The following is a 23385-nucleotide window of genomic DNA, read 5'->3' as shown; positions in this document are numbered from 1 at the left end:
TTACCTTCACCAGTCCAGGTCTGCATCAACAAGGTCAAGTTTCATTCGTCTTCTTCTTCCTTCAACCATTTGTTGCCCTGCGAACGCCTCATGAGGTAGATCACCAGCGCGCCGAGCACCAGCGCTATTCCGGTAACACTCAATCCACTTATTCCGGCAGCCCACATCGGAAGCCACATCAATAGAGCAGCAATAGCATGCAGATTGAAGATGAATCCGAGCACCTGGGAACGGCGGCTCTCTGCAGAGATGGGATAGATCATGATCCAGAAGGATTCACCATGACTGCGGCGTAATGCGCCAAGCTGAACACCAACCAGCAGAAGGAAGAACAGATATACCCCTACGCCAAAGTAACTTCCCGCTGTCCACCAGCTGAGCAGCATGCCCAGTACGATCAATCGCAACACAATGGTGAACACTTCGGTTCGAATGAATGTTTTGGTAATGAGATAGCGATAGGCTTTCCCTGCATTCCAGGGTAGTCTGCTTCCCCACTTACTGAGCCAGCGGCGAGCACTTACTTTCTGGCCGGATGATGGTACATCCACGAACCAGCCCAGTGTCTGCATGACCCGACCGGCCTGGCCCTGCTCCACCTGAATCAGACGTTCCCATGCTATCCGGTGCTTCACCGGAATTCGCAGTGCGACCACATAGAGGGCCGCCAGCAGCAACAGGAACCAGACACTACGCAGTGGAGGCTGCCACAACCATGCGGCAATCGCAAGTATAGACAGTGCCCAGCGCAGCAAACGATAGCCTCTGGCCGCCCCGGTCTGAACCATCCGCAGCTCCTGCCAGGCGCCATAGCTAGCCAGTCCCTTCCAGAGGAGCAAAAGAACGATAAACCAGCCAAATGGCCTTGCATCCTGGTCCGCCCGAACATAGAGAGGCCACAGCGTAACAAATACGAGCAGCATGCCCAGACTTTTGTAGATGATTCCCCGGGCAAAACTGTTCTTCAGGTACTCCTGCATCCGGTACTCCTGAGGTCTCAGAAATACGATATCGGCAGGATGCAGATATGTACGATAACTGCTGAACAGGACTAGCGGTGCCAGCAGCAGCAATGCAATCCAGCGAATTGGAAATCCAGCAGGAATGTTTTGTACAAACGAGGTATACCAGGCAGAGAATGCAATGACGAGAAAGAGAAAGACCATGGCCACGCCACTCTGTATGACATAGCCCAGATAAGGAAGAATTCCGTTCCAGAATCCCGTGCGTCTTTGCTTCCATAACAGCTTGAGGTCCATGCCTAATCCCTGCCCTGCACAAGAGAATAGAACATGTGCTCCAGCGCCGCATCCGAATCTCCGAACTGGGTGCGCAGCTCATTCAATGTTCCATGAGCGATAACCTGACCCCGATGCAATACAACAAAGCGATCGCAGTAGTTTTCAATCGTGGACAGAATGTGCGAACTCAACAAAATGGATGATCCGGATGCCTTCATTTCCAACATGAAATCCAGCAAAGAACGAATTCCGAGCGGGTCGAGCCCAAGGAACGGTTCATCAATAATGTAGAGCGGGGGCCCTGCAACAAAAGCACACATGATCATCACCTTCTGCCGCATTCCTTTGGACAGATGGGTCGACAGGCTTGTGCTTTTCTCCCTCATGCGGAACAGGTCCAGCAATTTCTCCGTACGGTGTTTGAAATCCGCTTCGGATACGCCATATGCTCTGGCTGTGAACTCCAGATGCTCCATTACGGTCATCTCGTCATACAATTCGGGGGACTCCGGTACAAATGCCATCGCCGATTGATAGATCTGCGCGTCCTCGTCCCGCTTCTTGCCCATGACCCGAACCTCCCCTTGCTGGGGAGTCATCAAGCCTAAAATATGTTTCATTGTGGTACTTTTTCCGGCACCGTTTAATCCGATCAGTCCGACCATCTCTCCGCGTCCAACTTCGAGATCGATACCGTGGAGAACCGGCCGTTTGGCACTGTATCCTCCGCTTAACCCGCTGATTTTAAGTACGGGCGTTTGTCCGTTATCCATCAATCCCTGCACCTCTTTCGTCAGGTTTTATTCTTCGGAACGCGGTGTGTTTCCCTTGCTCCATTTGGGTGCACCCTTATTTTTACGATCCTGATCCCGCTCTGTTCTTCCAGCATTGCGAGCAGGCTTGCTGTCTGCTGTACGCTGATTCGACACAGCAGCTCTTGCTCCGCCGTTACGGCCTGCCTGGCCTGGCTTGCGGTCTCGGGACGGTCCCGGTTTTCTCGAGAAAGAATGACCTTCAGGCCGGGTGTCGGGACGTGGATCAGCTTCAAGTACTTTGCCGCCGAACAGAACGCGTTCTGGCAATTCAATGCCAAGTTCACGTGCAAATTTGCGCATGATGAAGATTTGCGTTTCATCCACGATGGACAGCACAATTCCGCTACGTCCCATTCGTCCCGTGCGTCCCGCACGGTGAACATAGTGCTCCGAGTCAAAAGCAGGGTCATAGTTGATGACCATTGGCAAGCCTTCAATATCCAATCCTCTTGCCGCGACTTCGCTGGCAATCAGCAATTTGATTTTGCCATTGCGAAACGCAGAAAGGACGTTGCTCCGGGTGACCTTGTCCGCATCACCATACAATGCGGCTGCGGAAAGTCCCAGATGATTCATTTTGGCCTCTACCTCGCCGATGTCTTCTGTAGCGTTCACAAACACAATGGCACGATCAGGGTTATACTGCCTAACCAGACGACGCAGCATATCGATTTTGTTACGGGTCTCTTCCACAAAATAATAATGCTCCAGTCCCGCAGCAGTTGCCCGGTCCGGTTCAATTCCGATCTGGACAGGTTCCTTCATCTCACGCTTGGCAAGTCCAGCAGTGTGCTCATCAATGGTCGCAGACAGGAAAATCAGCTGACGGTCCCGCAGTGCACTGCGAAGCACAAACTCCACATCACTCACGCCACCGAGCTGGAATACCTGGTCAGCCTCATCAATGACAATCGTGGAAACGTTGTGCATTTTCAGCTTTTTCAGCGTGATCAGTTCTTTCAGTCGTCCCGGCGTGCCGACAACCAGTTCGGGATGCTCACGCAATTTCTCGATCTGGCGCTTGACAGCAGCGCCCCCAATGAGGCCAAGTACGCCGATGCTGCGTCCCTCTCCATATCGCTGTGCTTCGCGCACGATCTGCATTGCCAGTTCTTGGGTAGGCGCTATAATAAGCTTTTGTGTACCTTTGACATCACTTTTGATGGATTGCAGCAATGGCAGAAGATAAGCAAGCGTTTTGCCTGTACCCGTTTGGGATTTCGCAACCACATCGCGGCCTTCCAAAATAACGGGTATGGTCTGGGCCTGTACCGGAGAAGGTTCGTTAATCCCGTGCGACGCGAGTATCGCCTCCAGATCCTGTGCCACGCCTATTGAAGCAAATGTTTCATTCGTCATGTATGTCCATCCTTTAATTTTATTCTTACGATGCTACTTCCTGCTTGTACTTCTGGAGCATAAGCCTGTCATCACATTATCTTTCATTATATGCGAAAAAAGGCTGTGGACCAAATCTTATTCGGTAACACTCCGCTTGGGCGCAAAAAAAGAAAAGCCCCTCGGCGGAGCTTTTCTCTTATTCCCTATATGATGCTCAGGTTGCTGCATTTCTACTTCTGGTTCATGACCCCATGCGACAGCCGGTCAGCGAGTCGAGGAAACAGCTGATACAGCCATATGCCAGCCGAAGCGAGTCTTGGCAGATTCACTTCTTCCTTGCGTTTCTTCATCGCCCGGATCATATGCCCTGCAACCTCTTCCGGTTTGAGCATCATCCAGCGCACGTTGTTAACGTAATTACCGGATGGATCTGCACGATGAAAAAACGGCGTATCAATGGGACCCGGATTAATGGTCGTAACCGTCACTCCGGTCTTACGCAGCTCCTGACGCAAAGCATTGCTGAATCCAAGTACGGCATGTTTGGTTGCTGTATAGGATGCCGATTTTGCAGTTCCAATTTTGCCAGCCATGGAGGCCACATTCACGATCTGTCCCTTGCCACGTTCCAGCATGTGCGGCAGAACTGCCTTCGTACAGCGGACAATTCCCATGTAATTGACGTCCATCATATCTTCGAATTCCTGCACCGTCATTTCCGTCATTGCGGCAAACTTTCCGTAACCTGCATTGTTCAGCAAAATATCGATTCGTCCATACTTCTCCAGCATCATGTTAAACGCTGTCTGTACTTGCTCATCATTGGTTACATCCAGCGTAAGCAGCTCATGCGGCCCTTTTAATGAAGCACCAATCTGTTCAAGCTTGTCCCGAGATCGGGCAGCAAGAATGGGAATAGCTCCTTCTTCAATCAACATCTGTGCACAGAGCGCACCAATTCCGCTCGACGCACCTGTGATGAATACTACCTGATCTTTCAGCATACCCCGAAGTCCTCCCGTATTGAACACATTTGCCTGTTCAGGCTATGGTTCTATTCTACGAGATCATGACCTGAATATCCATCTCGCCAATGCCGTCCATCAGCAGTGGAATGCTCAGTGCCTTCGTTGCATTAAATTCAGTCAAATGTTCGGACTTCAACACTTGCGGAGGCGTGATGTCCACTACGACACCCTGATTGGACAGAATCGTGCTCGCATTGCCGCTAATCATGTTGCCCAGTTCCGAGATGGCGCTTTTACTCATTTCATCCATTTCGGTAATTACAAAACCGCCCATCATGGCGGAGACAATTCGCAGTGCAACTTGTTCCTGAATTCCGAAAACAATGTTTCCGCTCAGCTGGCCGGTCATTCCGATCACGATCCAAACATGGTCTGCTATGTACTCTACGTTCTTCACGCCAAGACTCCCGGTGGAAGGCGAAACCTGGATGAGTTGTTCGAATACGTTGCGTGCGGATTCCAGGAAAGGATTAATTACTTCCGCTTTCACTGTCTAATGTCCCCCTTACACTGGGTTATTGGTCACATACCAAAAGTCCCATATTCAATAATTTTATTATACTTTATCACGTACAAGAATTCACTATGAATTCGGTAAGTCATGTGTACTATAATTTATCGTCATGCGCGGGGCAATAGTTTATAGCTGTTTTTGACGAAATAACAGAACTCTGCACCCCTTTTGTAGGAAGACTTTTGATTCAATTCAATGCGCATTAAGATTTAGGACTTTTTTACTGTGTTTTAACAAATGTAATTTTTTTAAAATTCTTGATATTAAGTTTAATTGACGCTCATGTATTCTTCTTAAACTCCACGTGTCTCCTTCATTGCCCTGCCGTCTCGAATCACCTATAATTTAAGATAACAAATCAAAAAAAAGTTACGGGATTCCATTCCTCACAGGAACACTCCATGACACGACATCTTACCCGCAAGGAGGCCATACATGAATATCAGCCAACTGGAGACGCTGATTACGATCTCAAAAACGATGAGTTTCCGCAAAGCGGGAGAACTTCTGAACCTAACCCAGCCTGCCGTCTCGGCCCAGATTAAAAGTCTGGAGGATGAATTCAACACCGTTCTTGTAGATCGCAACCAACCTGTCACTTTAACCGATCGCGGACAAGTGTTTTTGGAGCATGCCGAGCGCATGCTAGATATTGTAGACGAACTGAAGCAGAAGCTGTCCGATCTCGATGAAACGCCTCAAGGCCATATCGTACTGGGTACAACAACCTCCATTGCGATTCAGATTCTCCCCCGGGTGCTATCCTACTTCCAGGATCAGTTCCCATTGATCAAAACCAGTATTCAGTCCCTGCCTTCCTCACAGATCTATACGCAGGTCGAAAATGGGTTGATTGACGTTGGTATCGGTTATCTAACCGAGCGCAATCCCAATCTGAACACCTCTGTTCTCTATTACGACACGTTCGAACTTGTTGTGTCTCCTGCTCATCCCCTTGCGAAGCAGAAGCATGCTGCGGTGGATGTGCTGCGCAGCACCCCTCTGATTATGCTGTCGCCAGATACGGTCGGCAGACGGTTTACGGAAGGCATTTTTAAAAAACATGGCATTGAGCCCAATATTGTGATGGAATTGTCGAGCAGTGAGGAAGTCAAACGGATGGTCGAGATCAACCTTGGAGCGGCCGTGATATCCAAGCAATCCGTCGCACATGAACTGCGTCAGGGTACACTTCGGATGATTCCGCTAAGTGAGCTTGAGGTTAGTCATCCTGTAGGCGTCATTTACAAATCCAGTCGTTATCTTAATTCGGCCATGCATCAATTCCTGAGCGACCTGAAAGGCATGCCGGAAACCCAATTTATCAGTTCGGAATGACAAACAAGGCAGGAGAAAGGAAGGATCATTCATGAAATTCGATCTTCATACGCATCATTTCCGCTGTGGGCATGCGGATGGCAACATTCGGGAATACATCGAAGCTGGCATTCAGGCTGGTCTTCAAGCCATTGGAATCTCCGATCACACGCCCTATTTCGCCAGTAAGGAAGAGCAAGCATTCCCCCGCATTGCGATGGCCAAGTCCGAATTGCGCCATTATGTGGAAGAGGTGCTTGCACTGAAAGAGGAATACGCAGGGAAAATTGACGTGCTGCTTGGCATCGAATCCGATTATTTCCCTCTCCATGCCGAGTTGTATCGCAGTACGCTGGGACAGCATCCTTTTGACTATATTATTGGTTCGGTTCACCACACGGAGGATGTCAGCATTTTCAATAAAACCCGGTGGAAGGGACTCAGTGATGCACGGAAAATCGAAGTGAAGGAACGCTACTATTCATTGATTTCACAGTCTGCCCGGAGTGGCATGTTCCAGATCCTTGGACATATTGATGCCATGAAAGGCAATTACCCTGCATTCTCCGAGATTGTGGCTGATCATGCCATTGATGAAACCTTGCAGGTTATTGCGGAGGCGGGTGTGGCGATTGAGATCAACACCTCCGGCAAAACGAAGCTAAGCGGCGGCTGGTATCCCTCTGATGCCATTTTGGAGAGAGCGAATCATTACGGCGTAAAAGTCACCTTCGGATCCGATGCGCACAAGCCTTCTCGCGTAGCAGACGAGTTGGAAGATGTTCAGACTCGCCTGAAAGAGATCGGCTTTACGGAATGGGTTTATTTTAAACAGAAACAGATGCAGATTGTTCCTTTGTAACGACTGTAACGACAACAGAATAACAAGCTTGAAACCCTACGGTCTAAGGGACGATCCCTATCGTAGGGTTTTTCTTTTGGACAAAAAAAATGAACCCGCTCGCGGCGGGTCCCAACAGCATATCTATTTATCAAAAAGGGGGTCATGAGATAAGTTTACCCGCTGTCTGTTAGAGTTCAATTGCAGCTATATTTCAATTGTGTAACAAATGATTGAAGTTCGATTCAACTGATTTTGCTATTTTATTCTATGTTATTTTTGTTTGTTGGATACCTAGGTTTGCAGGCTTTTATCCTTTTGTAATCGCACATGCTCTTCCCGATATAAAGCATAGACTTTGACGTCGAGCAGAGTGTCTTGTGTCTGACCATCCTCTTGACTCCATCCAAATGAAGGAAGAGTGCGTTCGTACGACATCCCGCTTTTGCGAAGCACCCGTTCGGATGATACATTGGCTTCGTAGCAGCGCGCTTCCACTTTTTGAAGGTTCAGCTCCGTAAAACCAAAGTGCAGCAGTCGCTGTACCGCTTCGGTTGCTACGCCCATGCCCCAGCAGGATCTGTTTAAAATATAGCCAATCTGGGCTGTGCCGCTATGCTCATTCCAGTGCTGAAAAGACGTGATGCCAATGATCTGCTCCCTGCCTTTCCAGCAGATGCCGTAATGCAGCGAATCCAGCTTCGAACTGCTGCTCCGGATCTGATTCAGGAGTCGCCGGGCACGAATTGGCGTTGGTTGGCCTCCCCTATTCACATATTGAATGACTTGCGGATCGGAAAACAGTTCCGATAATGTGCTGAAATCACTCTGACGCAAAGATCGAAGCAGCAGTCGGTCTGTCCATAACACAGGAAGTCCTTGACCCAGCATTTTTCGGGTAAGCATGGCAATCGCTCCTTTTGTCTATCGGGTTCTGGTCCGGTAAGACAAGCAAGCTCTGGGATGATCCGGCTCATGTAAAAATGGTGGATAACACGCCGTCTTGGTTTTCAAACGTTAGTATGTCGATTCATTGCCATTATTTATTCCTCTGCCGAGTTCTGTTCCTGCAGTCCCCGATAGATCCCCGTACGAATCTCCCGGATGTAAAAGTCCAATGAAGGTACATTGGCTTGTTGTGCAGCCAGCACTTCACGCTCAATATCATAGGGAACCCGGACAAATTGAAGGTTGAAGGCCTTGTTTCGATCACGGCCACTCTCTCCTTCAAGGATGCAGTAAGAGGCTTGGGTCATATCGAGAGGATTACCTACGCTTCCGGCATTAAACAACATTTTCCCATTAAAATGCTGCAAGTAAGCGTTATGCACATCTCCATATCCCACGATATCTGCTTCACCAAGATCCGGATGATCTGCCGGAGCATCAAACATGGCTATCCTTTTCTCCATTTCGTCCCATGGCTGCACCCGGTGATACACACTCTGCGGCGAGGCGTGCACCAGACGAATGGTGCGCCCACTGAGTTCAAATTGGTGGCTGAAGGGAAGGCTCTTCAAGTATGCAAGCCGTTCTGCTCCCAATCGTGCAGCCTGCCAAGTAAAATTCTCATTATCCTGGTTCACCGCAACCAGCTCATCCCAATTGCCCCGGATCACGTATTCACACGTCTCTCTCACCGAATCAACCACCTGCACCGGATCCGGACCTTTGCCCACGAGGTCGCCCAGACAAAAGATACGCTCCATCCCGCGACTCCGGATATCTCTGAGTACAGCTTCCCAAGCTGTCATGTTGCCATGAATATCGGATACAATCGCAATTCGTTCCATCTGGCCAACCTCCTCGTCGAATACTTTGAAGACTTAGAAAAACTCAAAAATTAAATTCATTTTGTATAAACGCTATGTTCGTGTTCCCCTTAATTCAAAAACAGTCAATTCCGGTCTGCACAAAAAACGAATCGGCAGCTGGGTCATGCCAAAACCGCGATTCACATATACAGGCATACGTGCCTTGCCTGCATAATATAACCCTTGAATATACTTGCGTGAACCTCGAGGCGTGGTAACGGCTCCAATCCAAGGGAAACGAACCTGCCCGCCATGGCTATGACCAGATAACTGAAGTCCAAATCCGAACGGCTCCGCCATATCGGCATAATCCGGCTCGTGCATCAGCAATAGTTTCCACGTATCGTTGTCCAAACCTTCGATTGCTTCCAAAGGATTCGGCTGGCTTGTAAGAGCATCATCCAGACCTGTCACCGCGATTTGCTCGTTCCCTTGTTTAATGACAGCATGACTGTTGCGAAGCAACGTGAAGCCGGCTTCCTTGAACATCGCTTCCACTTGTTTCTGCTGTCTGCCCCGGTAATCATGATTCCCCAATACGGCGAATTTGCCATACTTGGCCTGCATGGATGCCAGCACGGGTATACACTCCCGCATCGGTTCAGCTTCCCGTTCCACCATATCTCCGGTAAAACAGATCAGATCCGGCGTTTGCTCCTGTATGGTCTCAGCCAGCTTCTCCATTTCCTTCAAACCGGTATGAAAGCCAAGATGTGCATCGCTAAACTGTACAATACGCAGCCCCTCGAATGACTGAGGGAATCCTGGCAGTTCCAAGGGTACTTGCTTCACTTCCAGACGGCGCGGCTCCCAGAGCCATGCATATCCCCCTGTGAATAAGGCTGCACCTGCCGTCATCACAATCATCCGTAACAGGAAACTGCGCCGGGAGGGATCGTGATCCTTCTCCTCACCGGGAAAAATGGACCCTTGCTCGGATCCAGCGTCTGAGCGCCGGGGCGGTGGCCATGAGCTGCCCTTACGCGGTGTCTCTGCCATGTCTTCCCCTCCTTCTCCGCTCTACATGCATCTCTACAGTATACCATATTCTGCATGACGAGCCCGGTTCCTTCGCAATTGTAGAAAAAGAAGCCGTGATCTTCAGCAGCAAGCTGCCGAAGGTCACGACTTCTCCTAATGTTGCAGATTCCACATCTGCAAGGGATTTTCACGATACTATACGCCCAACCAGCGTTTGAACATATGCTTGGTTGTTTGTTTGTTCATTTCCGCAATGGAAGTTGTCAGCGGAATGCCTTTTGGACAAGAGCGCACACAGTTCTGCGAGTTACCGCAGCCCTCAATTCCCCCATCTTCCATCAGGGCTTCCAAACGATCCTCGGCGTTCATCTCTCCTGTTGGGTGAGCATTGAACAGGCGGACTTGGGAAAGTGCTGCCGGGCCGATAAAGTCTGTTTTTTCATTCACGTTAGGACAAGCTTCCAGACACACACCACATGTCATACACTTGGAGAGCTCATAAGCCCATTGGCGCTTCTTCTCCGGCATCCGCGGACCTGGACCGAGGTCGTAGGTACCATCAATTGGAATCCAGGCTTTAACCCGTTTCAGGGCATTAAACATCCGGGTGCGGTCAATGACCAAGTCACGAACAACCGGGAAGGTTTTCATCGGTTCGATACGAACCGGCTGTTCCAACTTATCGATCAGGGCAGCACACGCTTGACGTGGCTTACCGTTGATCACCATGGAGCATGCTCCACAGACTTCTTCGAGACAGTTCGATTCCCAGCAGACAGGGGCAATGGACTTGCCGTCTTTGTTAACCGGGTTCCGCTGAATCTCCATCAGGGCACTAATAACGTTCATGCCGGGACGGTACGGAAGTTCAAATTCTTCGTTGTACGAAGACGACTCCGGGCTGTCCTGACGGGTGATGATAAACTTGACGGTTTTGTTCGCTGTAGCTTGTTCCGCCATATCGTTGTCCCCTCCTTTGGTGACGATGATTGATTGCTGATGCGTAAAGAGACGTTGTATGCACGGTAGACGCTCCGTCAGCGGAATGTCCTTCCGACCGCTGTTGCTCCTCCATTTTACTGAATGACTAATTTATCGGATAAAATGGAGTATCAAAGGCGGACGCTTCGCTTCTTCAGGTCATTTCCGCTTCCTCCGCTGCGTCGTGCTGCTGAGTCTCTTTACTGAAAGTAGCAATAATTCATTCTGGATTGCCTTGTTAACCTCAGAAGCTTCGCGAATGCTTCGCTTCTTCAGTATCTTTCGGGCTATCCTTATAGACGTTTAACTTTAAACTTATAAATTGAAATCTATCCGGCTTTACTTAATCTTTCGAATAGTCTCGGATCCGTGGTGGAATCAGGGATACATCTACAGGCTCGTACGAGATTTGCGGGCCTTCCTTCGACCAGCTGGCGATGGTCGTTTTCAGGAACTCCTCATCGTTACGCTCCGTGAATTCTGGTTTGTAGTGTGCCCCGCGGCTTTCGTTACGCAGCAGTGCGCCGAGTGTCATCGCTTCAGCAAGTTCAAGCATGTTCCACAGCTGACGTGTGAATGCTGCACCCGGGTTATTCCAACCGGATGTATCGTACATGTTGATTTTGCCGTAACGCTCTTTCAATTCCTTGATTTTGCCGATAGTGGCTTCCAGTTTATCGTTGTAGCGTACAACGGTCATATTCGCCGTCATCCACTCGCCAAGCTCCTTATGAATGACATAGGCATTTTCGTTACCCTGCATTTTTAGGATGCCTTCATATTTATCCGTTTGACGTTTGGTGTAGCCGTCAAATACAGAAGAATTTACATCAGCGGACGATTTTTTGAGTCCCTTGATATATTCAACTGCTTTCGGGCCAGCTACCATACCACCATAAATGGCCGATACGAGCGAGTTTGCACCCAGACGGTTTGCGCCATGGTATTGATATTCACATTCACCAGCGGCGAACAGCCCCGGAATGTTCGTCATTTGATTGTAGTCCACCCACATGCCGCCCATGGAATAGTGAACTGCCGGGAAGATTTTCATCGGGATTTTACGTGGGTCATCACCCATGAACTTCTCGTAAATTTCAATGATACCGCCGAGTTTAACATCCAGCTCCTTCGGATCCTTGTGAGACAGGTCAAGGTAGACCATGTTCTCACCGTTAACTCCAAGTCCCATATCCACACAAACGCTGAAGATTTCACGCGTTGCGATATCACGAGGAACGAGGTTACCGTAGGAAGGATACTTCTCTTCAAGGAAGTACCATGGCTTACCGTCTTTGTACGTCCAGATCCGGCCACCTTCACCACGCGCCGATTCGGACATCAGACGAAGCTTGTCATCTCCTGGAATGGCTGTTGGGTGAATCTGAATGAATTCCCCGTTGGCGTAGTTCACGCCTTGCTGGTACACCGCACTTGCTGCTGTACCTGTATTGATAACGGAGTTCGTTGTTTTACCGAAAATAATACCAGGGCCGCCGCTTGCGAGAATAACCGCTTCTGCAGGGAACGTCTGCACCTTCATTGTTTTCAGGTCCTGTGCCACAATTCCGCGACAGATCCCCTCGTCATCAATAACTGCCTGCAGGAACTCCCAGTTCTCATATTTGGTAACGAGACCTGCTGCTTCCCAGCGACGAACCTGCTCATCCAATGCATAGAGCAGTTGTTGTCCTGTCGTGGCTCCGGCAAATGCCGTACGGTGATGCTTCGTACCCCCGAAACGGCGGAAATCAAGCAAACCTTCCGGTGTCCGGTTGAACATAACGCCCATCCGGTCCATCAGGTGGATAATACCAGGTGCTGCTTCACACATCGCTTTAACTGGTGGCTGGTTCGCAAGGAAGTCGCCGCCATACACGGTATCGTCAAAGTGAACCCATGGGGAGTCGCCCTCACCCTTGGTGTTTACCGCCCCGTTAATGCCACCCTGTGCGCATACGGAGTGGGATCTTTTTACGGGAACCAATGAAAATAAATGAACATGGACTCCGGCCTCAGCCGATTTGATCGCCGCCATCAACCCCGCGAGACCTCCGCCCACAATAATTACATTAGATGATGCCATTGCTGTTCACTCCCTTATAAGTCAGCATTTATCACAAATGCTTAAATCAGAACTGTCTTAATCGTATCAAGCATCGTTGTTGCCGTTTGGAAATCAATGCTCCGGAAAGCAAACAACGAAGCGATAAACATAATAGCCACAATACCGAACAGACTCATGCACACATAAGAAGATACACGCTGCGCACGCGGTCCAACGGTAATCCCCCAGCTAACCAGGAACGACCATAAGCCGTTAGCAAAGTGGTAGGAGGCTGCAACCACACTGATCAGATATAAAATAAACGTTACCGGGTTCATCACGACGTCATGAATGACACCGCCAAGTTGTTCGTGCGTTACATTACCCAATGCAACCTGCACACGAGTCTCCCAAACGTGCCAGATTACGAAAACAAACGTAATGACACCACTGATCCGCTGCAATGTGTAGCGCCAGTTGCGTTCATTGCCGTAACGTCCGACATTAGGCTTGGCCTGGTAAGCAATGTACAGACCGTATACACCGTGATAGAACAACGGCAACCAGATGAGAACCGTTTCCAAAACAATAACGAGAGGCAGACTGTTCAGGAAGGCAACAGCACCGTCGAAACCTTCTTTGCCGCCTTCAACTGCCGAGAAGTTCGTCACCAGGTGCTCAAGAAAAAACAAACTGAGCGGGATGACGCCAAGCAAGGAGTGCAGCTTTCTGGAGTAAAACCCTTTCATAAAATGTCGTTCCCCTTTCGCTAAATACAACGTTTTCATAAAATATTTCGCTTATCATGACACAAACCTTTCCCATGGAAAGGTTCGACAAATTGTTCCGTTTTCATCAGGTGTGAACAACTTGTGTCACAATTCATGTTACTCCTTTTTTTCTTATAATGGAATTGCAATATAATTATTAAATGTTATAACCTATAGGTATAAGAGCTGAAACATCGGACAGGCAGGCATATCGCATTGAAAACGATTTATCAAGGACAACAATCACACCCCATGGAAAAGAGGTTAGTGTTTATGTTCGAGGATTTAAATGCATTTGCGGCAGTCGTGGAGCAATCGAGTCTGAATCGTGCATCCAAATTGCTGAATCTGTCTCAGCCTGCCCTCTCGCGCAAAATTGCGAAACTGGAGGATGAACTGGGGGTATCGCTTTTTCACCGCCGAGGCAAACGCCTTGAATTGACCAGTGTCGGCCAACTTGCCTACACCTTCGCTGTGGAACAAAAGCAGCAGCAGCAGAAGTTTCTGACCATGCTTGCCCAGTATAAGGACGAGGAGCAGAGCGCCATTACGCTTGGAGCGTCCCTGACTACACTTCAGACCACACTCCCCCCTTTGGTCAATACTTTCATGGAGAAGCATCCCAATGCGGAGATCAAGCTCGTGACTGGGAAAACACATGAGATCGTTTCCTTCGTCCGGGACAAAAAAGCAGACGTTGGCATTGTTGCCTCTTCCATTAATGAAGCCGGGTTGAACTGTGTACCTCTCTTCGATGATCACCTGGAGCTGGTTGTACCGCTTACGCACCCTTTGTCCGGCAAAGAGGCCGGGATGGAGCACTTGCAGGATCTGCCCATGATTACCTTTTCCAAAGGCACTTGGTATCGCAAGCTGACAGATGATCTGTTTCAGCGCTGTGCCGTCATGCCGGATATTCGCATGGAGATTGATTCGTTTGAAGCCATCGTACGCCTCCTGCCCACCTGCAAGGCTGCTGCGCTGCTGCCCAAGTCCTATCTCCGTCCCCAGCTGCTTGCTGACAATGATCTGGTCTCCGTGTATCTGCCCCAGCTGCAGCAGACTCGACGGACCACCTGCATGATCTACGGGGAAAAGGAAGACCTCAGCGAGACATCCAGACAGTGGGTCAAAGAAACCGCAGCGCTCTTTACAGCAAAGGCGCCGCTGCCCTCCAGGAGGACTACGACGCCTTAATAGATCGATATCAACTTTATCTGCACCTGCTCATGCCTGAACGCCAGGATCGGCTCAACCCTCCTGGCTGATTATCTCTTGTTCGAACCGGTCGATATCATCGTTCATTCCGATAATGACCATGATGTCTCCCATCTGGAGAGAGTCCAGTGCAGTCGGTGCGATAATGACTCCTGTCTCCTTCTGCAGGGCAACAATACTGCAGCCGTAGCGTACACGCGCATTCAGGCTGGACAGTGTGGTATTGTGCAGACATGCCGGAACTTTCATTTCCACAATACTATAATCATTGGAAAGTTCAATGTAGTCCAGCAGATTCGGGGTGACGAGCTGATGGGCTACCCGAATGCCCATGTCCCGTTCCGGATAAACGACGCGATCAATGCCCAGCTTATCCAGAGCTCGCCCATGCAAGACGGATATTGCCTTGGCAACGACCGTTTTCACTCCCAGTTCCTTCAACAGGATTGCGGTAAGAATGCTGGTCTGAATATCGTCACCGATGGCTACAATGCCGCAGTCGAAATTACGGATTCCCAGTGAGCGCAGCACTTCCTCATCCGTAGCATCCGCCACAACCGCGTGAGTGACCAGTTCGCTCATGTCTTCAACGACCTCTTCATTTTTATCGATGCCAAGCACCTCGTAGCCAAGTTCCATTAATTCCTGTGCCAGACTCGAGCCGAAGCGCCCCAGCCCAATTACCGCAAACTGCTGTCTTTTCATTGTTCTTCACGAACCCCTATCCAATAATCATTTTTCCTTCAGGATACTTATACAGTTCCTTACCCTTTTTCTGTCCAAGTGCATACGCCAGCGTAATCGGTCCAAGTCGGCCTGCGAACATCATAAAACAGATCATGAGCTTTCCGAATGTGGTCAGCTTCAGCGTCAATCCCATTGATAATCCGACGGTAGAAAAGGCCGATGTCGTTTCAAATAAAATCATGAGAAAACCGCTATCTTCCGTCATGGTGAGCAGCATGGTAACGGCAATGATGAGCAGCAGCGCAAGAAGCGTAACTGTCAGTGCCTTGAAAATACGTTCCTGTTGCAGCCGATATCTGAAAAAAACAATATCCTCTCTGCCGCGCATCATCGCGATGACAGCACCAATCATGATCATAAAAGTTGTCGTTTTGATCCCGCCTCCGGTGGAACCTGGAGAAGCCCCGATAAACATTAAAATAATAATGAAAAACTGCGTTGCCTGTCTGAGACCGGCAATATCCAGCGTATTAGCTCCAGCCGTTCGCGGGGTTACCGATTGAAAAAACGAACCGAGAATTTTGCCACCCCAGTTCAAGCTGCCCAATGTCTGTGGATTGCTGTATTCAAACACAAAAATGACCAGTGCACCGAATCCAATCAGCAAACCTGTGGTTAGCAGCACCACCTTGGAATGAAGCGAAAGTTTGCGCGTTTTACGATAATCCACCAGATCGGATAAAACGACAAAGCCAATGCCTCCAGCCACAATCAAAAACATCGCCGTAAAATTCACAAGTGGATCATAAACATACCCGGTCAGACTGCGGAAGTCGCCAAACATATCAAACCCTGCATTATTGAACATCGAGATGGCATGCCAGTATCCGTAATAAATCGCCTTTCCGACAGGCATGTCGAATGACCAGCGGATTGCAAATAGCGTGCCGCATACGGCTTCCAAAATGAGCGAGTAGACCACGACCTTGCGGATAAGCCGCACAATGCCTTCCATCGTGCTCTGGTTCATCGCTTCCTGCAAGATCAATCGCTCCCGCAGTGAAATCCGCCGCTTAAACGCAATGGCCACCAGCGTGGACATGGTCATGAAGCCAAGACCACCGATTTGAATCAGAACAGCAATAATCACCTGACCCAGTACAGTAAAGTGAGTACCCGTGTCCACAACAACCAAACCGGTAACACAGACCGCCGATGTAGCCGTGAATAATGCATCAATAAAGGGAAGACTATCCCCGCTGCGACTGGAAACCGGAAGCATGAGAAGCAATGTTCCGAGCAGGATAATTCCCGCAAATCCCAAGACAAGAATACGTGGGGGCGATAGCCGCACCCATTGATTATTCAGTTTCACTTGTGTATCATCCACCTCTGCCAAAAAGAAAATGACCCCACATTGTGGAGCCTTTCTCCGAATCACTTATCCTTGGCACAGGGCCAACACACTAAATCTTGGATAAGCTCCGATCGGAGCATATAAACATGTATGATTGTAGTCATAACCACATATGCATTAAGGTTGGAATCCTCTTATTCGTTCCCTTGCAAGGCTAAAGACATGCAAATATTGCACATTTGTTTCAAAATTATAAGCGCTGCGGCTGTTGCAGACAAAACGATTTTTGTGTAAATAGGATCGAATTCCGGCAAAAAGGGAAAAACTCAGATATATCAATGAATAGATCAGATTCATTCGATCATTTTCATTCATTTTCAGGGATTTGCACGTCTTTTCGTTTCATCATTGGCATTCAGGGTTCGGCCTGTGCTATCTTTACTTTAATATCCAAATTAATAAAGGAGGAACACCATTACATGAACCCCTTAGGGCAGCCTTTGGTACTCAAAGCTAACTTCAAGCGTTTAGGGTTGCTGGCGGCGATTGGCCTGATTTTGTTTTTTGTCTTTCAGATCTTCCCTGCTACTTCATCACAAACCACGGATATTCCGTCTACATCTTTTATAAGCAAGGAACAGGCAACCCAATCCGCACGATCATTTGCAGCCTCCATAGCCAATTACACCCTTCCTTCGGATAACGGCAAGACACTGGTCACCTATCAGACCCATTCCGATATCTATGGATACATGGCCAAAACCAAACAGCTTGATTCGTATAATCAAAAATGGGAAGCAACCTATCCCTACGATGTGTTTCGCGTTCGTTTGCCTGATGAGGACAACGGCGGTTATTTGAATGTGGACGTACATATGAGAACTGGCAAAGTTGTTGGTTTCAAACGAGAACTACCTTCTTCCCTGTATGCATCCGCTGAGGTTGAGCAGGACAAGAACAAACGCAATGCCACGATTCAGCTCGCCGAGGGCAATATCCCATTGGACGAAAAGGAGCAGCTAGCTTCCGGAATTCTTGCCGAATTCGGCTATGACGCCCCAAAACTTCAGCTGGATACCCGAGAAGGTGAAGGTGGATTAACCTACACGGATGTGGATAAGCAGATCGGTGATTCCAAGCTGGAACTGAATTTTACCTTTGAAAACGGAGCGGTCCGCTCCTTCGAATCGGTCTTCTCGGTTCCAGACGAGCATATCAATTATGTACAGGATCAAACTCGTCAGGCCAACTGGATGACTTATGGAGGCTATGCATTCCTAACCTTCGTGCTTGGTGTGCTGGCAATTATCTACAGCATTCTCACCCGGGCGCATACGTCATTTAAACGCGGGATTATTCTGTCCCTGGTGTACTTCACCGCATCCGTTATTGGTACACTAAACATGATTCCACTGTTTCAGGCACAGGGCCTGTCCAGCTTCATGCTGGCCTTCCTGATGCTCATGCAGACGGGGATCACTCTGGTCATGAGTGCCACGATCTACCTCTCACTCGTTGCTGGAGACGGCATGTGGCGCAAAATCGGACTAAATCCTTGGCCGCGTGCAAAAGAGCCCGGATACGGCAAATATGTCCTTCACAGCATGTATGCAGGGTACCTGTGGGCGTTTATCTTGCTTGGCGTTCAATCCATCCTGTTCTTCATTCTGGAACGAAGCATAGGAAGCTGGTCTACCACCTCGGCAGACCAATCGACTTACAACATGTCATATGCATGGATCTTTCCCATCATGGCTTGGATGGCCGGCATTGGAGAGGAAACGGTGTACCGGCTGTTCGGGATTCGCATGATGCAGAAAATCGTGCGCAATACCTTCATCGCCTGTCTGATTCCAACGTTGATCTGGGCACTTGGACATACACTTTATCCAATCTACCCGGTTATCACACGCCCCATTGAGCTTATGGTCATCGGTTTGCTGTTCAGCCTGGTCATGCTTCGCCACGGCTTTATCGCGGTTGTGTTCAGCCATGTCATCTTCGACAGCCTGCTGATGGGACTCAGCCTGATCTTTATGGGTGACGCAATGAATATCTCCGCAGGAATCTTCTGGATTGTGCTTCCAGCCATCGTTGGTTATGTGATTTACAAATGGAATCCACAAAAAAAAGAGAAGCCGTATGTTACGACTCCTCATCCCGAAGTGCTGCAATAATTTGATTAGCTAGTTTATCACCGATAGATAGAGGCCGGAAGTCTTCGACGCTGGCCTCTTTTATTTTGCGCAAAGAACCAAAATGCTTGAGCAGCAGTTTACGACGCTTCTCGCCGATGCCAGGAATCGAATCCAGACGAGAAGTGACCATGGACTTGCCGCGCTGCTCCCGGTGGAACGAGATGGCAAAGCGGTGAACCTCTTCCTGAATACGTTGAAGCAGATAAAACTCCTGGCTGTCCCGCGGCAGTGAAATAACTTCCGGCGGATTGCCAATCATGAGCTGAGAAGTTTTGTGCTTGGCGTCTTTCACCAGACCACACACGGGAATAAACAAACCCAGTTCATTCTCCAATATATCCACAGCAGCCGAAATCTGCCCTTTTCCGCCATCCACAACGATCAGGTCAGGCTGGGGCAGGTTTTCCTTCAATACCCGCTCATAGCGTCTGCGGATGACTTCACGCATCGTTTCGTAATCATCGGGTCCTTCTACTGAACGAACCTTATATTTACGGTATTCTTTCTTGTCCGGCTTGCCATCGGTAAATACAATCATCGCCGACACCGGATTGGTTCCCTGAATGTTGGAGTTATCAAACGCCTCGATCCGGCGCAGTTGATCCAGACCGATCCAGCGCCCAAGACCCTCGGATGCTTTGGACGTACGTTCTTCGTTACGCTCAATCAGACGGAATTTCTCTTCCAAGGCCACACGTGCGTTATCCACAGCCATGGTGATCATTTGGCGTTTCAACCCGCGCTGCGGGATGTGCACCTTGATCTCCAGCCATTCCTGCAGAGCCGCCGCAGCCTGGAACGGGTCTTCCAATCCAGGGCGGTTAGAATCCGCAGCCGTATCCTCCTGTTGATCGGATACTTCCTGAGCCATTGCCGTTTCTGCTTCAGACTCTTCAGAAGCATGGTTTTCCCCATAAGCTGCACGGGATTCCGCAACTTGTGGTTCAGCAGAAACATCATCTAATACTAACGACAATGGATCCGATTCCGACGCCACAGCTGCCGGCACATCCGCAGCCATAACTTCAGCGTTGTCCGCCTGTTCTCCAGCGACCAGTTCTTTCGGAACTTCAGGCAGCAAGATCTCCTGCGGCAGTGCCGGATTATCGCTATAATACTGTGTCACGTAGGACATAAAGTCACTGTACGCTTCGCCATAAAACGGAAACGTCGATACATGGCGCTCAATCATTTTACCCTGACGCATATATAGAATCTGGACGCACATCCAGCCCTTATCAATGGCGAACCCAAACACATCGCGGTCTCTGGCATCTGCCATCGTAATTTTCTGTTTTTCCATCATGGCATCAATCGCTATGACCTGGTCCCGCAGTTCCTTAGCACGTTCGAAATACAGATCCTCTGCGGCTTCCTGCATTTTGCGCTGCAGATCCTTCTTGATTTCTTCGTGACCTCCGCTCAGGAATGAACCGATTTCTTGGGAAATCTGGTCATATTGCTCCTTGCCTACTTCCTTCACACAGGGAGCTAGACATTGTCCCATGTGGTAATACAGGCAGACTTCCTTCGGCATTACGCCGCATTTGCGCAGCGGATACATGCGGTCGAGTAGCTTTTTCGTTTGGTGTGCCGCGTACGAGTTCGGATAGGGTCCAAAGTACTTGGCTTTATCTTTCAGCACACGCCGGGTCACTTCGAGCCGGGGATGCTTTTCATTCGTAATTTTAAGATAAGGAAAGGTTTTGTCATCCTTGAGCAAAACGTTATAACGCGGCATGTGTTTTTTGATGAGGTTACACTCCAGGATGAGTGCTTCCATATTGCTGCCGGTTACAATGTATTCGAAATCGCGGATTTCGGATACCAGACGCTGCGTCTTTCCGTTATGACTGCCAATAAAATAAGAGCGTACACGGTTTTTCAGCACTTTGGCCTTACCTACATAGATAATGGTACCTTCACTGTTTTTCATCAAATAACAGCCAGGCATATCAGGCAGCAGCGCCAGCTTGTGCCGTATCTGCTCCAGGGCCTGCTCCTGTTCTTGCAGAACATTGATGAATTCATCCATAATTCGGTGGGTCCTCCCTTCCGAAAAAAGTATAATCAACGGTTACACTAGACCATTCCGATTACAGTACCGTTCTCCGATCGCCGTTATCCCCAGATTTCTTTGATCCCACTTGCATGGGGAAATCCGGTGATAAATGCGAGCGCTCCGCTTCTTCGAATCGGTTCTGTACTCTACATTATAAGTGTAAAATAATGATTACTTTTATATTGTCCTATAAAAAGATATTCGACGCAAAACGCCCCCGGCGCATAAACCGGAGGCGTATCTGTTAGCCTAGTGAATTATTGGTGTTTCTCGATGATTCCTTTGAGTGCTTCTTTCGAGTTCAATCCAACCACTTTATCAACCGGTTGGCCGTCTTTGAAGAAGATCAATGTCGGAATGCTCATTACGCCGAAGCGGGAAGCGGATTCCGGATTTTCGTCAACGTTGACTTTGGCAATTTTCACTGCATCGCCAACTTCGGTGGACAGCTCTTCCAGGATTGGAGCGAGCATTTTGCAAGGACCGCACCAAGGCGCCCAGAAATCAACAAGAACCGTTCCTTCTCCTTCGACTTCAGCGTTAAAGGATTGATCGGATACGTTAACAATAGCCATGAAATTGTCCTCCTTATATATACTTACGGTTTATTTTAACCTGTAACGTCGTGAACGACACTTCCAGTATAACACAGGTCATCTAAACTTGTGAAATGAACGTGCAATGTTCATCTCTCCACCATCAAATCTTCACAATTGGTCATCTTGACACGATTGCTGCTAAATCTTTACAAACGCTTTCTTTTCCAAGTATACTAAAATTACTCCGGGCTTCAGCTCCCTGGAAGGGCAAGCTGTTGATCCACATAAGGAGGCAATACCATGGACGCAAATGTGCGGATCAGCGACCCGCGTGAACATGTGAATGAGGAGCCCCGTAACGATCTATTCGATCTGATTGCGGGTGTTGCCGGCATGGGTGGCCTGATGACAGTCATCTTCTTCGGCATGGTCATCTTCAAATTCCTGACCGAATAGGATGTCAGGCCCGCGCAGGACCAAAAAAGCCCGGTTTCCGCGACTACCGCGAAAAACCAGGCTTTTTTGTGGACTACTTACCGTATGAATATAAAAATTATCGCTTGCCTCGCTGATTCTCTCCACGAACAGAAACGACGTCAACAAACGGACGAATGCGATCCATCAGACGCTGCCCCTTGTTCATTTCCTCGCCATCCCTGCTCGTAAAGCTAAGATGCTTCTCCAGCCCATCCAGATTGTAGTTGGACGTGTAGAACGTCGGTTTCCGATTCATGCGGTAGTTCAAAATGGAACCCATCACATGATCCCGAACCCAAGGATTCAGATTCTCTGCGCCTATATCATCGAAGATGAGCAGATCACAGCTTTTGAGTATATCTGTCGTTTCCTTCAGCTTCTGCCCATCCGTGATCATGGATTTCAGATCCTCCACAAAGTCAGGCATGTAGATAATGACCCCTGTGTATCCCGCAACGGCTAATTCGTGTAACAAATAGCACATCAGAAACGTCTTGCCTGTTCCAAATGATCCCTCAAGAAACAGTCCTTGCGGAGATAATCCGTTCTCCTTCGTGTCATTGATATAACGCAGAACCTGGTTTACCGCCGGAGCCCGCATCCGATCCTTGCCCATAATTTCCACATCGTTATATCCTGCACTAAGCGCACGCTCGTCCACATAGAAGCTGCGGATTCTCTTCTTGATCACATGCTCATTTTGCCTGGCAATATGTTTGGAACACGGAGCTTTTTTATCTATAATTTCGGGTTTACCGTTAAAATGCTCTACTTCCAGTTTGCAAAAGTGACCCTGGAAATCGTTAGGACAGTTATCCAGCCCCGGACAATTCGCACAGTTTTTCGAATCTCGGGCATACTGATACAGCTTGCTCAGATCGGTCATGAGCTGCGCATCTTTCAGTTCCGGGTGACCTGCTCGGAATTCGCGTACGTACGGATCATCCATCAGCTCCGCCGCAATTCGCCGCGACTGCTCACGAAAGGAAGGATTAAGCTGCTGAAGCAGTCCTCCCAAGGATTCCATGGCTTCAAGCCCCCTTAATGTATTCAATATAGAATGAACCACCTGAATTTTACCAATAACCATGATGACGGCAAAGGTTCCTTCGATCGATTGCAATTCTATTGTTCATTCTATAGAAACTCGGGGCATA

21 protein-coding genes are annotated in these 23385 nt (G+C 48.9%); 5 read left to right on the top strand and 16 right to left on the bottom strand.

Annotation, left to right across the window (positions count from 1 at the left end):
- Positions 1 to 41 precede the first annotated feature (41 nt).
- From PIL01S_RS19465 to PIL01S_RS19445, 5 genes are all read right to left on the bottom strand, one after another.
- A complete protein-coding gene (locus PIL01S_RS19465; RefSeq protein WP_127538955.1) occupies positions 42 to 1259 on the bottom strand; it encodes an ABC transporter permease in 1218 nt (405 codons plus the stop codon).
- A gap of 2 nt (positions 1260 to 1261) precedes the next feature.
- Positions 1262 to 2014: an ABC transporter ATP-binding protein gene (locus PIL01S_RS19460; protein WP_095292035.1), complete on the bottom strand. Its 753-nt coding sequence runs from the start codon at positions 2012 to 2014 to the stop codon at positions 1262 to 1264.
- A 27-nt stretch (positions 2015 to 2041) separates the two neighbouring features.
- The gene (locus PIL01S_RS19455; RefSeq protein WP_127538954.1) at positions 2042 to 3415 is read right to left on the bottom strand and encodes a DEAD/DEAH box helicase; all 1374 of its coding nucleotides are present in this window, start codon (positions 3413 to 3415) and stop codon (positions 2042 to 2044) included.
- 212 nt (positions 3416 to 3627) lie between these two features.
- Entirely contained in the window at positions 3628 to 4401 is a 774-nt protein-coding gene (locus tag PIL01S_RS19450; RefSeq protein ID WP_095361304.1) for an SDR family NAD(P)-dependent oxidoreductase, read from the bottom strand.
- Positions 4402 to 4456: 55 nt separating this feature from the next.
- Positions 4457 to 4915 (bottom strand): chemotaxis protein CheX, encoded by a 459-nt coding sequence (locus PIL01S_RS19445; protein ID WP_095292039.1) that lies wholly within the window; start codon positions 4913 to 4915, stop codon positions 4457 to 4459.
- Positions 4916 to 5374: 459 nt separating this feature from the next.
- Here PIL01S_RS19445 and PIL01S_RS19440 point away from each other — a divergent pair, with 459 nt between their 5' ends.
- Positions 5375 to 6277 carry a LysR family transcriptional regulator gene (locus PIL01S_RS19440; protein WP_127538953.1) on the top strand — a complete coding sequence of 301 codons (903 nt, stop codon included), beginning with the start codon at positions 5375 to 5377 and terminating at the stop codon, positions 6275 to 6277.
- A 31-nt stretch (positions 6278 to 6308) separates the two neighbouring features.
- On the top strand, positions 6309 to 7118 hold the full coding sequence (locus PIL01S_RS19435; protein ID WP_127538952.1) for a histidinol-phosphatase: 810 nt from the start codon (positions 6309 to 6311) through the stop codon (positions 7116 to 7118).
- Positions 7119 to 7391: 273 nt separating this feature from the next.
- Here PIL01S_RS19435 and PIL01S_RS19430 read toward each other — a convergent pair whose 3' ends face one another.
- From PIL01S_RS19430 to PIL01S_RS19405, 6 genes are all read right to left on the bottom strand, one after another.
- Positions 7392 to 8003 (bottom strand): GNAT family N-acetyltransferase, encoded by a 612-nt coding sequence (locus PIL01S_RS19430; protein ID WP_110757061.1) that lies wholly within the window; start codon positions 8001 to 8003, stop codon positions 7392 to 7394.
- 137 nt (positions 8004 to 8140) lie between these two features.
- Positions 8141 to 8890, bottom strand: coding sequence for a metallophosphoesterase family protein (locus PIL01S_RS19425; RefSeq protein WP_127538951.1), 750 nt, complete (start codon positions 8888 to 8890; stop codon positions 8141 to 8143).
- Positions 8891 to 8962: 72 nt separating this feature from the next.
- Positions 8963 to 9910, bottom strand: a complete 948-nt coding sequence (locus PIL01S_RS19420; protein WP_127538950.1) for a metallophosphoesterase — start codon at positions 9908 to 9910, stop codon at positions 8963 to 8965.
- A gap of 177 nt (positions 9911 to 10087) precedes the next feature.
- Positions 10088 to 10852: a succinate dehydrogenase iron-sulfur subunit gene (gene sdhB, locus PIL01S_RS19415; RefSeq protein ID WP_127538949.1), complete on the bottom strand. Its 765-nt coding sequence runs from the start codon at positions 10850 to 10852 to the stop codon at positions 10088 to 10090.
- Between the two features lie 364 nt (positions 10853 to 11216).
- Positions 11217 to 12959, bottom strand: a complete 1743-nt coding sequence (gene sdhA, locus PIL01S_RS19410; protein ID WP_127538948.1) for a succinate dehydrogenase flavoprotein subunit — start codon at positions 12957 to 12959, stop codon at positions 11217 to 11219.
- A 41-nt stretch (positions 12960 to 13000) separates the two neighbouring features.
- A complete protein-coding gene (locus PIL01S_RS19405) occupies positions 13001 to 13669 on the bottom strand; it encodes a succinate dehydrogenase cytochrome b558 subunit (protein WP_127538947.1) in 669 nt (222 codons plus the stop codon).
- A 294-nt stretch (positions 13670 to 13963) separates the two neighbouring features.
- On the opposite strand from PIL01S_RS19405, the gene PIL01S_RS19400 reads away from it, so the two are divergent.
- Positions 13964 to 14887, top strand: coding sequence for a LysR family transcriptional regulator (locus PIL01S_RS19400; protein ID WP_127538946.1), 924 nt, complete (start codon positions 13964 to 13966; stop codon positions 14885 to 14887).
- A gap of 54 nt (positions 14888 to 14941) precedes the next feature.
- Here the strand turns inward: PIL01S_RS19400 and PIL01S_RS19395 are convergent, their stop codons facing one another.
- Both PIL01S_RS19395 and PIL01S_RS19390 read right to left on the bottom strand, forming a co-directional pair.
- Entirely contained in the window at positions 14942 to 15613 is a 672-nt protein-coding gene (locus tag PIL01S_RS19395; RefSeq protein ID WP_127538945.1) for a potassium channel family protein, read from the bottom strand.
- Positions 15614 to 15629: 16 nt separating this feature from the next.
- Positions 15630 to 16970, bottom strand: a complete 1341-nt coding sequence (locus PIL01S_RS19390; protein ID WP_127538944.1) for a TrkH family potassium uptake protein — start codon at positions 16968 to 16970, stop codon at positions 15630 to 15632.
- Positions 16971 to 17431: 461 nt separating this feature from the next.
- On the opposite strand from PIL01S_RS19390, the gene PIL01S_RS19385 reads away from it, so the two are divergent.
- Complete coding sequence (locus PIL01S_RS19385; RefSeq protein WP_127538943.1) at positions 17432 to 19129, top strand: CPBP family intramembrane glutamic endopeptidase; 1698 nt, start codon at positions 17432 to 17434, stop codon at positions 19127 to 19129.
- Here the strand turns inward: PIL01S_RS19385 and uvrC are convergent.
- Together uvrC and trxA are read right to left on the bottom strand one after the other, a co-directional pair.
- Positions 19098 to 21185, bottom strand: a complete 2088-nt coding sequence (uvrC, locus tag PIL01S_RS19380; RefSeq protein ID WP_127538942.1) for an excinuclease ABC subunit UvrC — start codon at positions 21183 to 21185, stop codon at positions 19098 to 19100. The genes PIL01S_RS19385 and uvrC overlap by 32 nt on opposite strands.
- 284 nt (positions 21186 to 21469) lie before the next feature.
- Entirely contained in the window at positions 21470 to 21787 is a 318-nt protein-coding gene (gene trxA / locus PIL01S_RS19375; RefSeq protein WP_095292059.1) for a thioredoxin, read from the bottom strand.
- Positions 21788 to 22051: 264 nt separating this feature from the next.
- Between trxA and PIL01S_RS19370 the strand changes: the two genes are divergently transcribed.
- A complete protein-coding gene (locus tag PIL01S_RS19370; protein ID WP_095292061.1) occupies positions 22052 to 22207 on the top strand; it encodes a YqzM family protein in 156 nt (51 codons plus the stop codon).
- 97 nt (positions 22208 to 22304) lie between these two features.
- On the opposite strand, the gene dnaI is transcribed toward PIL01S_RS19370, so the two are convergent.
- Positions 22305 to 23255 carry a primosomal protein DnaI gene (gene dnaI / locus PIL01S_RS19365; RefSeq protein WP_127538941.1) on the bottom strand — a complete coding sequence of 317 codons (951 nt, stop codon included), beginning with the start codon at positions 23253 to 23255 and terminating at the stop codon, positions 22305 to 22307.
- Between the last annotated feature and the right edge of the window lie 130 nt (positions 23256 to 23385).

This window comes from Paenibacillus illinoisensis NBRC 15959 (assembly GCF_004000925.1).
Lineage (GTDB): Bacteria > Bacillota > Bacilli > Paenibacillales > Paenibacillaceae > Paenibacillus > Paenibacillus illinoisensis.
The sequence above is the reverse complement of the archived record's forward strand: the minus strand, read 5'-3'. Positions and strand labels throughout refer to the sequence as shown.